Source organism: Micromonospora globosa (assembly GCF_000717585.1).
GTDB lineage: Bacteria > Actinomycetota > Actinomycetes > Mycobacteriales > Micromonosporaceae > Micromonospora > Micromonospora aurantiaca.
In genome coordinates, this window is sequence record NZ_JNZR01000043.1 from 1 (window position 1) to 12,171 (window position 12,171).

General features: G+C 70.6%; 15 protein-coding genes and 1 pseudogene. 6 read left to right on the top strand and 10 right to left on the bottom strand.

Features of this window, described 5'->3' with window-relative positions; genetic code table 11:
• Window positions 1-249: 249 nt before the first annotated feature.
• On the bottom strand, window positions 250-582 hold the full coding sequence (locus IF06_RS0129100; protein WP_225319894.1) for a hypothetical protein: 333 nt from the start codon (window positions 580-582) through the stop codon (window positions 250-252).
• 103 nt (window positions 583-685) lie between these two features.
• Here IF06_RS0129100 and IF06_RS0129105 point away from each other — a divergent pair, with 103 nt between their 5' ends.
• Entirely contained in the window at window positions 686-916 is a 231-nt protein-coding gene (locus IF06_RS0129105) for a hypothetical protein (protein ID WP_225319893.1), read from the top strand.
• Between the two features lie 47 nt (window positions 917-963).
• Here IF06_RS0129105 and IF06_RS32895 read toward each other — a convergent pair whose 3' ends face one another.
• The 6 genes from IF06_RS32895 to IF06_RS0129135 all read right to left on the bottom strand — a co-directional run bounded on the left by IF06_RS32895 (window position 964) and on the right by IF06_RS0129135 (window position 4,818).
• The gene (locus tag IF06_RS32895; RefSeq protein ID WP_030274848.1) at window positions 964-1,593 is read right to left on the bottom strand and encodes a hypothetical protein; all 630 of its coding nucleotides are present in this window, start codon (window positions 1,591-1,593) and stop codon (window positions 964-966) included.
• Between the two features lie 225 nt (window positions 1,594-1,818).
• Window positions 1,819-2,217 carry an Imm32 family immunity protein gene (locus IF06_RS0129115; RefSeq protein ID WP_030274849.1) on the bottom strand — a complete coding sequence of 133 codons (399 nt, stop codon included), beginning with the start codon at window positions 2,215-2,217 and terminating at the stop codon, window positions 1,819-1,821.
• Window positions 2,218-2,323: 106 nt separating this feature from the next.
• A complete protein-coding gene (locus IF06_RS0129120; RefSeq protein ID WP_225319892.1) occupies window positions 2,324-2,677 on the bottom strand; it encodes a hypothetical protein in 354 nt (117 codons plus the stop codon).
• 131 nt (window positions 2,678-2,808) lie between these two features.
• A complete protein-coding gene (locus IF06_RS0129125) occupies window positions 2,809-3,621 on the bottom strand; it encodes a hypothetical protein (RefSeq protein WP_232236790.1) in 813 nt (270 codons plus the stop codon).
• Between the two features lie 98 nt (window positions 3,622-3,719).
• Window positions 3,720-3,902 (bottom strand): hypothetical protein, encoded by a 183-nt coding sequence (locus IF06_RS34490; RefSeq protein WP_225319804.1) that lies wholly within the window; start codon window positions 3,900-3,902, stop codon window positions 3,720-3,722.
• A 157-nt stretch (window positions 3,903-4,059) separates the two neighbouring features.
• On the bottom strand, window positions 4,060-4,818 hold the full coding sequence (locus IF06_RS0129135; RefSeq protein ID WP_143025360.1) for a helix-turn-helix domain-containing protein: 759 nt from the start codon (window positions 4,816-4,818) through the stop codon (window positions 4,060-4,062).
• Between the two features lie 286 nt (window positions 4,819-5,104).
• Here IF06_RS0129135 and IF06_RS32900 point away from each other — a divergent pair, with 286 nt between their 5' ends.
• The 3 genes and pseudogenes from IF06_RS32900 to IF06_RS0129150 all read left to right on the top strand — a co-directional run.
• A complete protein-coding gene (locus IF06_RS32900) occupies window positions 5,105-5,401 on the top strand; it encodes a hypothetical protein (protein ID WP_232236791.1) in 297 nt (98 codons plus the stop codon).
• A complete protein-coding gene (locus tag IF06_RS0129145; protein ID WP_030274856.1) occupies window positions 5,398-5,577 on the top strand; it encodes a hypothetical protein in 180 nt (59 codons plus the stop codon). Before IF06_RS32900 ends, IF06_RS0129145 begins: the two co-directional genes overlap by 4 nt.
• Window positions 5,574-5,792 (top strand): annotated as a pseudogene (locus IF06_RS0129150) (hypothetical protein); the annotation flags it as partial. The gene IF06_RS0129145 and the pseudogene IF06_RS0129150, both read left to right, overlap by 4 nt.
• 67 nt (window positions 5,793-5,859) lie before the next feature.
• On the opposite strand, the gene IF06_RS0129155 reads toward IF06_RS0129150, so the two are convergent.
• From IF06_RS0129155 to IF06_RS0129165, 3 genes are all read right to left on the bottom strand, one after another.
• Window positions 5,860-7,572 (bottom strand): ABC-F family ATP-binding cassette domain-containing protein, encoded by a 1,713-nt coding sequence (locus tag IF06_RS0129155; RefSeq protein ID WP_232236792.1) that lies wholly within the window; start codon window positions 7,570-7,572, stop codon window positions 5,860-5,862.
• Between the two features lie 200 nt (window positions 7,573-7,772).
• A complete protein-coding gene (locus IF06_RS0129160) occupies window positions 7,773-9,620 on the bottom strand; it encodes a glycoside hydrolase family 15 protein (protein WP_030274861.1) in 1,848 nt (615 codons plus the stop codon).
• A gap of 75 nt (window positions 9,621-9,695) precedes the next feature.
• Window positions 9,696-10,652: an NAD(P)/FAD-dependent oxidoreductase gene (locus IF06_RS0129165; protein ID WP_030274863.1), complete on the bottom strand. Its 957-nt coding sequence runs from the start codon at window positions 10,650-10,652 to the stop codon at window positions 9,696-9,698.
• A gap of 79 nt (window positions 10,653-10,731) precedes the next feature.
• Here IF06_RS0129165 and IF06_RS0129170 point away from each other — a divergent pair, with 79 nt between their 5' ends.
• A complete protein-coding gene (locus IF06_RS0129170) occupies window positions 10,732-11,316 on the top strand; it encodes a helix-turn-helix domain-containing protein (protein ID WP_013287812.1) in 585 nt (194 codons plus the stop codon).
• A gap of 56 nt (window positions 11,317-11,372) precedes the next feature.
• Window positions 11,373-12,170: an alpha/beta fold hydrolase gene (locus IF06_RS0129175; protein WP_030274865.1), complete on the top strand. Its 798-nt coding sequence runs from the start codon at window positions 11,373-11,375 to the stop codon at window positions 12,168-12,170.
• The last annotated feature ends 1 nt before the right edge of the window (window position 12,171 follow it).

The window sequence follows — 12,171 nt, forward strand, 5'->3', positions numbered from 1 at the left end:
GATCTTGGTCGATTGCTGTCTTACCGGGAGCCTCGTCCTACCTGGACACCGGCCTCCCACACCGCCCGTGACCTGCGCCGTCACGATGAAAATGGCTCAATGATGGACTGCCACCCGAGGTCAGAGACACGTGCGGACTGGGCCGGACGAAGCGCCCAGAACTTACAAGCGAGGGGTCGCAGGTTCGAAACCTGCCGCGCCCACCATCAACGAAAGGGTGCCACCGCGCGAAGCGAATGCGGCCACACCTCAACTCTTCCGCCCCGCATATCGGAGCGCGAGTCGTCGGATGATGGCCTCCCCGTCGGTAGCTGGTAGCCAGCTTGCTTCCTCGTGTGATTCGCTCTCTTCCCACTCAGGGATGTCGGAAGGGTCTTCGCCTCCGATGCCGAGCGATACCTCGCTGTGACGGGCACGGAAGTAGAACCGCTCGCCACTCGGCAAGTGACCTTCCATCTGCACCGGAGCTGCCTCACACGTCATCTGCGCCTCCCAGCCTTCGCTTTGCAAGGTGGTGGGGAGGCGGAGCCAGGAGGCCATGTGCTGCTGCATCCACCCCTGTGGCGCAGTCTCCTGGTCCATGCGGTCATGGTTCCACATCACGTGGGGACCTTGGCCGCACGAGACACCTCTGGTGGGACGACGGACGAGCGTCGAATGCTGCTGGAGCCGTAGGGTGTCGGACATGCCTGAGGAAGAGGAAGTGGTTCTTCGTCTCGACCGACCGTCAGCGACGGCGCTTGCCGCCCTGATCTACAACGTCGGGGAGCACCAGGCCGCCGGCATGGCCATCGCTGAGCTGTCGATGGACGACAGCGAGCGGCTCGGACGGGTGCTCCGTGACCTGTGGCGAGCCTTGGGCGTCCCGCTTCCGTACGGTGGTGTCAGCGGCAGAGAACCTCGTCGCCGGATCTGAGTCCCCGCCCTGGGAGTCGCTACAGCACGGGCGGGCGTAAGAAGGGCTCAGCCAGCGACGAAGTGCTGGTGGCATCGGTCGCCAGCGGTGTCCGGCAGCAGGACACACCCGCACACCTGGCAAGTTCCCCAGCGGCCGTACCACGATCCCGTACGTCGGAATCGGGCGAGGGCGGCCCGCCAGGCATCCATATCGGCCTCGTCAGTCTCGCCGTCGACCCCCGCAGGATATCGGGGCTCGCTGCCGGCCAGGAAACCCGCGACGAAGTAGCGGGCCTCGTCCGACATCGCCCCCATCTCGGCGCGCGAGACGTTGTAACCCACGTTCTCGTGGGGACACCACGCTGCCATTCGCCCGGCGAACGTGTGGCCGTTACCGACCAGGACGTCACGCCCGCAGGGAGCCTCAAACCACAGCCGCTCATCGATCACCGGCTCATCGAGCGGAGCCCGCTCCCAACGCAGCGGGAGGCTCACCTTCGCCACTACGCAGGAGGGGACCGCCTCGTCGGACGGCGGGCGCCAAGCCACGAGACTGGCACCCCGTTCGTGGGCGAAGGCGATCGCCTCGTCCCGGGCCATCCGCTTCAGCTCTGTCCCGCTGTCGAGGTACACCTCGGCAGCCTCGATAGCCTCGTCGAAGCGGAAATCGGCCAGCGACCACATCCTGTCGGGCATGGACGAGGATCCTAGAGCTGCAGAGGAACGATCGGTTCAAGCATCAGCCGGGAATCGTCAGCACCTGCTCCTCGGCCAGCGGGATGCGCCGAGAACGATGCCCCGCCTGCTGGGTCGACGGGTCGACTTCAAGGCACGGAGCCGGTTCGAACTCGGGTCAGGCCCGGGCAGCGGGGAACACCTCACCAGAATCCCCGATGCTCCTATTTGACCCAGGCTGTGGGGCTACCGCGTCGGCATGCCACCGTGAGGGCTGTTGACGATCAAGCTGACCGATGTCGGGGCTAGGTAGGGGTGATCCGGGAAGTAGTCGATGTGCAGGTGGCCGCCGCCCTGGTCGGCCGCCATTGCCTCGACGTTCGACGCGAGGACGGCCAGCGGGGCGGAGGCGCCGGAAATCTGGAGAACACCGCGTGCGTCGTCTATCGAGATGAGGACCATGCGGTGGGCTGCGGTCGAGACCTGGAGGCCGGAGAGTGCGGTGCCGCCGAAGTCGTCCGTGGCGTCAGGCTCCGCAGCATGGCCTCCGCTTCCGGCCACGATCAGCGCGGCCAAGGCGTGGTATTCACCGGCGGTTCCGGAGATGTCGACTTCACCGGACGCTGGATAGAAAAGGATCTTCATGCGGAATCTCCATCGCTCCCGGCTCACCCTCGTGCCTGTTTCCCGCCGTGGCGCGCCGAGCCGGCAGGAGGGCATCGGCGGCCATCCGATTCGTGCGTCGCCCGCGCTAGTGATCGTCGATCATCGGCTCGGCCCACGCGGCGTGGTCGAACTCCCAAGTCCAGGTGATGCCGTCGGACCTGCCCGTGGCCGAGTCGACGGCAGCGGCGATCAGATGCTGCCCTGCGGGCACGATGGCGACCCGTCGCCGGACTCGCTTCGTGTGACGGATGCGGTACTTCAGGCCCTCGATGGCCACCACTCCGCAGTCGTTGCCCGGCTGGTCGACGGAGGACGAATCCACTATCACAGGCCAGCCTTCCTTGTGGGCCTTGTAGAGCCAGACCTCTAAGGCCCGTTGCTTGCCCTGGTTCTCCGATACCCGGGCGATGATTTCGATCGGGTCGGTACGGTTGTCCATCTCGTCCTCTGCCGTGGGCTGAGAATGCACCTTGTGGTTCGGGGTTGCGGTCTTTTGAGCGAACATGGATGACAGTCGCTGATGCCAGTCGCCCGGCCGGCGTGTGTCGACGCCGCCGGGGCGGCTCGGTTCTAACCTGGCGCGGAGACGGTCTTGACGATCGCCGTTGCCAGGGACGTCGCCTTCTCCTGAGCGATTGCGGCGACGTCGGTGGCGGTGCTCAGTTTGGGCGGCCAGAAGGTGAGCGCCTCGACACTGATGAGCAGCGAGCCGTGCGCGAAGATCAGCCGCGCGTTGCCCGGCAGGAACGGCATTCCTTCCGCGTTTTCCGGGTTCACCCGGCTCACCGTCGCCGTGGTCAGCCGCGCGCTCGTCGATCCGATGGTAATCGTGCGTGCGCCCCACCGGGCGGTGGCCATCCCGATGTTGAGTCGGAATTCCTTACTCGGGCAACGTGCGGTGCGCGCCCTACGCGCGGCCGCAGCGGCCGCCGAGGCATCGCGCAGACCGATCACCGTGATGTTCATAAGGGTTGTCGGGGGCTGGACGTCGGCGAAGATCCCTACGGGATTGACCTCCAGGCCCGCGCCCCACACCTGATCGAACTCCAACCCGCCCCCGTTCGACCGGTCGGGGTCGGCAATGAGCAGGTCGCAGGGTTCATAGGGCTCGCCGACCTCGATCGTGCGCTCCCGGATGTCGTCGCCGACGTCGGCCCGCTCGACCAGCTGGCGAATCGTCGCCATCAGCGCCTCTTGCTCGGTGGGCGATGCCGACGGCGCGGGATTCACGGAGGGCGCCGGAGGCGGTGGCGAGTCGGCTCGTGTGACGCAGCCGGCAAGGCCCAGTACCACCAGTACACCGGCGACGAAGGATCCGCCGCGAACCCGATCAACGATCCTCACGAATCCCCGCTTCCACTCGGGGTGCAGCATATGGCTCATCACGTCTGGCGTTTGCCCGTGCGCGGTCGCTGCGGTAGACGAGACACGCGGGAGCCGCTCAGGCTGGATGGTCGCGCAGGAACGACTGGGCCGCCACCTTAGCGGCCGCAATCGCCTCCTCTGTCCTGGTCGAAGGCGGGGCCCCATCCGACGTACAGCTCCAGGAAGCGATCGGCCACGGGTCGCAGTTCCGGCAACTGGGAATAGGCCGCGTGCCAGTAGATCTCGTACGCCAGGTCCTCGGCGTCACCGTCTCCCGCAACGATGTCCGCCGCTGCCATGCAGCGTGCCGTTGCCGAACATCGCGATCTGCTTGGCCTTCCGGGCACCGAGCGCACGTGCTCGTCGCGAGCACGATGTGCGCCTCGCCTGGATGCGAACACCCTGCCGTGCCGCATTCCGTTCATGTCCGCCAGTCGAGGCGATGGTGCGGCATCTCTACGTCGCTGGCGTGTTGTACCGGTCCAGCGTCGCCTTGGAGGTCGACGCGTCGCGGAAGACGAGCTCCCACGGGCCGGTGTTCACGTCCATGTCCTTGCCGAATCCGACCCACTTCCCGGCCATCCGTCGGCCCGTCGGCTCGGCCAGGAGCTGAATCGCCCCGTGATAGCGGGCGCCCCGGTAGTAACCGGCCGGGTCGGTCTGTTCCACCCAGGTGCCGGTGATGACGGCGCCGTCCACGGTGAGGTCCAGCGACAGGGACGAGGACGCCGATCCGGGCAAGCTTCGCGCGGTCAACCTGTCGCCGTGCTGCAGCAGGACGACGAAGTGCTGTCCGGCGAAGGACTCCTCCCGGCCGCTGGAGTAGTACTGGTAGCGGCTGAGCCATACGCCCTCGTACGACCTGTGGGCCGTGGCCGGCTTGGCCGTCGGCGTCGGCGTGGCCAGGCCCGATACGGGTGAGGTCAGGTCGTGGCCACCGTGTTGGTCGTCGGCGACGTGCCCGCCGGGCACTGCGGCGAAGCCGAGCAGTGAGATGGGCAGGCCGGTCACGACCTCCAGCGCGCGAGCGTAGACGGGGCGCGGTGCGGCGATCACGCCTGACTCCCATCGCTGGACGAGTCGCTTGTTGGCGTCGTTGGGCTCGCCGACGCGGTGGCCGGCGGCTTGGAGCGCGCGGGCGAAGTCGTCCTGGCTCATGCGCATTCCGGTACGGACGCCGCGCAGAACCGTGTTGGGGGCGGTCATGCCCGCCACGATAATGCGATGTCGCCTAAATGTCGCCACCTGTGTGGTCGGATTGTCGGCTCTTGTGCCGTCGCGATCGGTGACAGCTGCACGTCACTGTGGACAGGCGGCGGCTGAGAGGGATGCCGCGTTTTCCCTGGCGGAGGTGGAGATGCCGAGCACTGGCGACGAACCGTCGATGAGCCGGAGCGATCTGATCCACGCGGTGGACCGAGGGGCGACAGAGAGGCGACCTCTCGCCGCTGCTGAGGCGGCTCGTGGCGAGGGCGTCGGTCGGTACCTTCCGTCGTCGGCGGTGTCCGGCTTCGGCGAGCGCCTCCAGGCCCGGGAGCAGGAGATCGCCCGGCGCCGTTTGCTGGACCAGGCGCGAGGCGGGCAACGGTCCCCGGACGGCGACCCCTCGCGGGAGCGCCGCGCCTCGTACGACGCGTACCTGTCCGCCGCCGCGTTGACGTTCGCCCGGCGGCATCGGCCGGTCTGGTGCTGGCGGCGGTGGAGACGGGTCTGCCGGTGCGGCGCCGACCTGCCCTGTCATTCGCGGCACCGGATTCCGATCAACCGTGGTCACTGGCCGCAGGGGAGTGACGAGTGATCGGCGAGCCGGAGGAGACGATCCTCGCGGTTCACGTCCGGGGACTCGACGGCATGTGTGCCGGGTGCCGGGCGTGGTGGGCGCGGCTCACCCCGTACCCCTGCTGGCAGGTGGAATGGGCGACCAGCCGGCAGGCGCGGGCGGTTACCGCGCGGTTCCTGGAGGACGCGCGGTGACCACCCACGGCCCGGTCATGCCGGTCTGGACCTGCGGCGGCTGCGACCTGCCCTGGCCGTGCCCGACGCGGAGGCGGGAGCTGCGGGCGGAGTACGCCGGCGCGCCGGTGTCGCTGGCCCTGTACCTCGGCGCCTACCTCGTGCAGGCCTCGGAGGACATGCCGTGGGCGCCGGCCGGTGCACTGCACCGCCGCTTCGTCGGGTGGACCCGGGAGGCCCGTCCGTACGAGCGATATGACTGAGAGGCATAAATATGCCTCTCAGTCATATCGCTCGAAGTCATCAACCTTCAGGCAGGCATGACCCTGTGTGACCGGACGGCCCGGCGTCGCCGGCGGTGAGGGGCAGCGTGGGCCAGGCCGCCAGGTCCTGGAGCATCTGCCGGTCGTGGGTGGCGACGACCACCGCGGCCCTGGTCGTCAGCAGGGCGGCGGTGAGGTCGTCGACGAGCGGCGCGGACAGGTGGTTCGTGGGTTCGTCGAGGATCAGCAGGTCGGGACGCTCGGCCAGGCGCAGCGCCAGGTTCAGCCGCCGTTGCTGTCCGTGCGACATCCGGCCGACCGGGGTACGCCGGGCCTCGGCGTCGAGCAGGTTCGTCGCGCCCAGCGGCAGGGGCGTGCCGGAGCCGAGGCGCCCGGTGGAGCGCAACCGGCCCACGTGCTGCTCGTACAGGTCGTGGGCGAGCATCCCGGACGGCCAGTCGGGCACCTCCTGACCGAGGTACGCCACGCGCGCGCCGGACGGGTGACGGACCTCGCCGGTCGACGGCGCGAGGTCGCCGGCCAGCACGGAGAGCAACGTCGACTTGCCCGCGCCGTTGGGCCCGGTCACCAGCAGGCGGTCCCCGCCGTCGAGCGTGAGCGTGACAGGGGTACGCAGGCGCCCGGTCACCGTCACGTCGTGGCACCGCAGGATCGGCAGTCCGGCCCGGGTGTCCAGCGGCGGCCAGCGCAGCGGCTGCGGTGGCTCCGGGACGGTGAGCCGGTGCGCGTCGAGCGCCTCCTGCCGGCGTCGCAGCGCCTGGACCAGCCCCGGGGCGCGGGACTGGCGCTGGTGCTTGCCGTGGCCCTTCTCCGGACGCCAGCCGGTGCTGAGCCGGCCCTGCGCCTCCCGTACCGCGTCGGCAAGGCGCTGCTGCTCGGCCTGCTGCGCCTCGTGGTCGCGTACCCAGTGCGCGAAGTCGCGGCTGCGCCCGTCCTGCCAGGCGGCGTAGTCCCCGGCGTAGCGGCGCGGGCGGCCGTCGGCGCTGGGGTCGAGGTCGAGGAACTCCGTGGCCACGTCCCGCAGCAGCGCGCGGTCGTGGGTCACCAGCACCACGCCGCCCGGGTGCTCACGCAGCCGCGCGGTGAGGAAGGCCAGGCTGGCCGCGTCGAGGTGGTTGGTCGGCTCGTCCAGCATCAGCAGGTCGACCCGGGCCCCGAGCAGGCACGCCAGCCGGACCCGGTAGCGCTGGCCGACCGACAGCGTCGCCAGCGGGCGGTCCCGGTCCGGGCAGGCGTCGAGACCGGCCAGCGCCACGTCGACGCGACGCTGCGCGTCCCAGGCGTCCAGCCGGGTCGCCGCGTCGAGCGCTGTGGCGTACGCGTCGTCCGCGCCCGCCCGGCCCTCGGCCAGCGCGTCGGCGGCGTCGTCCAGCGCCCGCAGTGCGCGTTCGGACTCACGGATCGCCCCGTGGACGAGCGTGCCCACCGTCTCGCCGTTGCGCGCCTCCAGGTTCTGCCGGGCGACGCCGATCGTGCCCAGCCGTTCCACGGTGCCCTGGTCGGGCACGAGGATGCCGGCCAGCACGTGGAGCAGGGTGGTCTTGCCGCGGCCGTTCTCGCCGACGATCGCCAGGCGGGATCCGGCGGAGACGGTCACGCCGACGTCGGACAGCACGACCCGGCCGCCGCGTACGACGCGAACGCCGTCGGCCCGGACGTGCGCCCGGTGCCCGGCGGGCAGCGAACCGCCTGAGGTGGATGGGGATGAAGGTACGTGGTCGAGGTTGTTCACAGTCCGCTCTCGGCTCGTCGTGGAGCCGGGCAGCGCGAGGACACCGCCCGGCGGGAACGCCAGGACGGCGGAGCAGAGCTGGTACGTCAGAAGAAGCCGGTCACCCTGCCGCCGTCAGCGGAGGGACCAGGGCTTCATGACGGCGGCGTGGAACCTCATGCGGTCAAGGCTACCCGGGGCCGGGCCGGAGATCACCGGAGTTACCGGCGGAGGCGGGCGTCGGCCTCGGCGTCGAGCAGGTCGTTCACCGCCAGCGCCGAGTTGATCAGCGCGAGGTGGCTGAACGCCTGCGGGTAGTTGCCGATCTGCTCACCGGTGGAGGCGATCTCCTCGGCGTAGAGGCCGAGGTGGTTGCTGAAGGTGAACATCTTCTCCAGGGTGAGCCGGGCGTCGTCCAGCCGGCCGGAGCGGGCCAGCGCCTCGACGTACCAGAACGTGCACATGTTGAACGTGCCCTCGTGGCCGGGCAGCCCGTCGGGGGAGTGCAGCGGGTCGTACCGGTGGACCAGGCTGTCCGAGACCAGATCCCGCTCGATCGACTCCAGGGTGGACAGCCACAGCGGGTCGCTGGGCGTGACGAAGCCGACCGCCGGCATGTAGAGCAGGGCGGCGTCGAGCACGTTCTCGTCGTACGCCTGCACGAAGCTGCCGCGTTCCCGGTGGAAACCGCGGGCCATGACCTGGTTGTAGATCCGGTTGCGTTGCTCGATCCAGCAGCTCATGTCTCCGGGCCGGCCGGTCCGGGTGGCCAGCCGGATGGCCCGGTCCAGCGCCACCCAGGACATCACCCGGCCGAACGTGTAGTTGCGGGGGTGGTGCCGGCTCTCCCAGATGCCGGCGTCGCGCTTGTCCCAGTTGTGGCAGAGCCAGTCGACCAGGCGCACGGTGCTCTTCCACACCTGGTGCGACACCCGGATGCCCTGCTCGTCGGCGAGGTGCATGGCGTAGAGCGCCTCGCCGTGGATGTCGAGCTGGAGCTGGTCGGCCGCGCCGTTGCCGATCCGAACCGGGCGGGAGCCCCGGTATCCCTCCAGGTGGTCGAGCACCTCCTCGTGCAGGTCCGAGGACCCGTCCACCCGGTACATGATCTTCAGTGGGTCCTGGTGGTCGCCTGCTTCGCGGATGCGCTCGTCCAGCCAGTCCATGTACCGGCTGACCTCCTCGGTGAACCCGAGACCGAGCAGCGCGTGCACCGAGAACGAGGTGTCGCGTACCCAGGTGTAGCGGTAGTCCCAGTTGCGGGAGCCGCCGACCAGCTCGGGCAGCGCGGCGGTCGGTGCGGCGATCATCGCGCCGGTCGGCGCGTACGTCATGAGCTTGAGCGTGATGGCGGAGCGCTCGACCATCTCCCGCCAGCGCCCGGTGTAGCGGGAGCGTTCGACCCAGCGCCGCCAGTAGTCCCGGGTCCACTCGAACATGCCCTGGACCTCTTCCGGCGGGATGATCCGGGGTTCCTCACTGCCGGTCTCCAGGATCACCCCGCCGGTGTCGCCCTCCTTCAGGGTGCCGTAGGCGATCAGGTCGCCGCCCTCCATGCGGATCTCGCCGGTCTGGGCCCAGAGCTGCCGCACGGGGTCGATCGGGTTGAAGGTGAGCGTCGCCGACGGGCTGCGGAACAGGTAGCCGTTGCGGTGCCGCTCCAGGTCGTGGCGCTCGCGTGCGTAGTCGAACCGGGGCCGGCACTCCACCCGGAAGCGCATGCTGCCGCGCACCATGGTGACCATGCGCACGATGCGGTGCGAGTCGGTGACCCGTTCGCCGGTGACCGGCATGAAGTCCATCACCTCGGCGACGCCGTCCACGCTGATGAACCGGGTGATCAGGATCGGTGTGCCGGGCAGGTAGAGCTGCTTGGTGACGTACCGGACCTCGTGCGGGGCGATCTGGAAGAAGCCGCCCTTGTCCTTGTCCAGCAGCGCGGCGAAGATGCTCGGCGAGTCGAAGCGCGGAGCGCAGAACCAGTCGATCGTGCCGTCACAGGTCACCAGCGCGGCGGTCTGGAGGTCGCCGATGAGTCCGTGATCCTCGATCGCCGGATAGCCCTTCACATCGCCCCCCAGGTTCCGACTGCCCTCTCCGACTCAACCTAGGGGAAGAATTGTCAGGTTAGGGGTGATTCGTGGTCACCCACCCGCCCGCGCGCCACGGTGCGCCTCGACCGCCCGCCGGGTCTCCGCCTGCACCAGGTCCGCGTTGATCATCGCCGCGGTCCAGGCGCCCGCCGCCGCGGCGGCGCCGACCTGCGCCGACAGGTTCGTCACGTTGCCCGCAACCCACACCCCAGGCACATCGGTACGCCCCGACTCGTCGGCCGGCAGGTACTCGCCCATCCCGCTGGGGTGCGGTTGCGGACGCAGGCCCAGCCCGGCCAGGAACCCGGCGCGCGCCACCATCCGGGGCGCGACTGTGAGCACCTCGCGGTCGACGGTGCGGCCGTCGCGCAGGCGTACCCCGGTCAGCCGGTTCCCAGCGGTCTCGACGGCCGCGATCTCGCCCTCGACCACCGGCACGCCGCGCGCGGCGAGCTGCTCGGCCTGCTCGTCGGTGAGCGGTGGCGCCGTGTGCCGCAGGTAGACCACATCGTCGCTCCACTGCCGGAACAGCAGCGTCTGGTGAACCGACATCGGGCCGCTGCCGATCACCCCGATCGGCCGCTCGCGCACCTCCCAGCCGTGGCAGTACGGGCAGTGCACCACGTCCCGCCCCCAGCGCTCGCGCAGGCCGGGCACATCCGGCAGCTCGTCGACCAGGCCGGTGGCGACCAGCACGTGCCCGGCGCGCACCCGGCGGCCGTCCGCGAGCGCCACCGCGAACCCGTCGCCGTCGCGGTCCACCGTCTCGACCCGGCCCTCGGTCAGGTGCCCGCCGTAGCGGCGCACCTCGTCCCGGCCGCGCGCCAGCAGCTCGGCCGGCGGCACGCCGTCGTGCCCCAGCAGCGCGTGCACACCGTCGGCGGGCGCGTTGCGGGGCTCGCCCCCGTCCACCACCAGCACCGAGCGGCGTGCCCGGGCCAGCATCAGCCCGCCGTTGAGCCCGGCCGCGCCGCCGCCGATCACCAGTACCTCGTAGTTCTCGGTCATCGTGACCACCTCCGCGACCAGACTGCGGCCGGACCCGGCAGAACTGCAAACTCTGTTGCCGATGTGGCAAACTGGCGGCATGGACGACGATCTCGACCAGGCCCTCGACGCGGTCGGCCCCCGGCTGCGCGCGCTCCGCCGCGAGCGGGAGACCACCCTCACCGACCTCTCCGCCGCCACCGGCATCTCGGTGAGCACGCTGTCCCGGCTGGAGTCCGGCGGTCGCAAGCCCACGCTGGAACTGCTGCTTCCGCTGGCCCGCGCGCACGGCGTCACGCTCGACGAACTGGTCGGCGCCCCACCCACCGGCGACCCGCGCGTCCACCTGCGGCCGGTCGCCGCGTACGGGATGACCATGCTTCCGCTCACCCGCCGGGCGGGCGGCATCCAGGCGTACAAGCTGATCATTCCGGCCGGCGGGCGGTCCGAGCCCGAGCCGAAGACCCACGAGGGGTACGAGTGGGTCTACGTGCTCAACGGGCGGCTGCGGCTCGTGCTCGGCGAGCACGACCTGGTGCTCGAACCCGGTGAGGCGGCCGAGTTCGACACCCGCGTACCGCACTGGTTCGGCCGCGCCGACAGCGAGGGGGTGGAGTTCCTCAGCCTCTTCGGCAGCCAGGGCGAACGCGCCCACCTGCGCGCCCGCCCCCGCGCGTCCCGCTGAGACCGCCGCGGCGGTAAACGCGCCCGCCGCGGCGCCGGGGGCGCGACGATCGGCGGGTGACCTATGCGGACGTCGGCGGGCTGCGGATCTGGTACGAGGAACACGGCACCGGCAAGCCGCTGGTCCTGCTGCACGGCGGATACGGCTCGACGGAGACGTTCGCGCCGGTACGGCAGGCGCTCGCCGCGCGCCGCCGGCTGATCTCCGTCGACCTGCGGGGCCACGGCCGCACCGGCGGTCTGGACCGGCCGCTGCGGTACGAGTCGATGGCCGACGACGTCGCCGGGCTGCTGCGTCACCTCGGCCTGCCACGGGCCGACGTGCTCGGCTACTCGCTCGGCGGCGGGGTGGCCCTGCGTACCGCGATCCAGCACCCCACGCTGGTCCGCCGCCTGGTGCTCGTCTCCACGCCGTTCCGGCGGCAGGGCTGGTACCCGGAGACGCTGGCCGCGATGTCCGCCCACGACGAGCGCGCCGCCGAACGCATGCGCGGCACCCCGCCCTACGAGCGGTACGCGCGGGTCGCGCCCCGCCCGCAGGACTGGCCCCTGCTCTGGGCCCGCAGCGGGGACCTGCTGCGGCGCGACTACGACTGGTCCGCCGAGGTGGCCGCGCTGCCGATGCCGGTGCTGCTGGTCTTCGCCGACGCGGACGCGATCCCGGTCGGTCACGCGGCGGAGTTCTTCGGCCTGCTCGGGGGCGGCCACCGGGACGCGGGCGGCGACGGCGCCGACCGTCCCGCGTCCCGGCTCGCGGTGCTGCCGGGGCTCACCCACTACGACGTGGTGGCCTCACCGGCGTTGCCGGCGGCGGTGCTGCCGTTCCTCACCCATCCGGCGCGCGCCCCCGGCTGAC

Excerpts from the sequence above, each read along its gene's own strand:
- IF06_RS0129100 (WP_225319894.1), bottom strand. The coding sequence starts at position 582 with ATGGACCAGGAGACTGCGCCACAGGGGTGGATGCAGCAGCACATGGCC.
- IF06_RS0129105 (WP_225319893.1), top strand. The coding sequence starts at position 686 with ATGCCTGAGGAAGAGGAAGTGGTTCTTCGTCTCGACCGACCGTCAGCG.
- IF06_RS32895 (WP_030274848.1), bottom strand. The coding sequence starts at position 1,593 with ATGCCCGACAGGATGTGGTCGCTGGCCGATTTCCGCTTCGACGAGGCT.
- IF06_RS0129115 (WP_030274849.1), bottom strand. The coding sequence starts at position 2,217 with ATGAAGATCCTTTTCTATCCAGCGTCCGGTGAAGTCGACATCTCCGGA.
- IF06_RS0129120 (WP_225319892.1), bottom strand. The coding sequence starts at position 2,677 with ATGGACAACCGTACCGACCCGATCGAAATCATCGCCCGGGTATCGGAG.
- IF06_RS0129125 (WP_232236790.1), bottom strand. The coding sequence starts at position 3,621 with ATGAGCCATATGCTGCACCCCGAGTGGAAGCGGGGATTCGTGAGGATC.
- IF06_RS34490 (WP_225319804.1), bottom strand. The coding sequence starts at position 3,902 with ATGGCAGCGGCGGACATCGTTGCGGGAGACGGTGACGCCGAGGACCTG.
- IF06_RS0129165 (WP_030274863.1), bottom strand. The coding sequence starts at position 10,652 with ATGACCGAGAACTACGAGGTACTGGTGATCGGCGGCGGCGCGGCCGGG.
- IF06_RS0129170 (WP_013287812.1), top strand. The coding sequence starts at position 10,732 with ATGGACGACGATCTCGACCAGGCCCTCGACGCGGTCGGCCCCCGGCTG.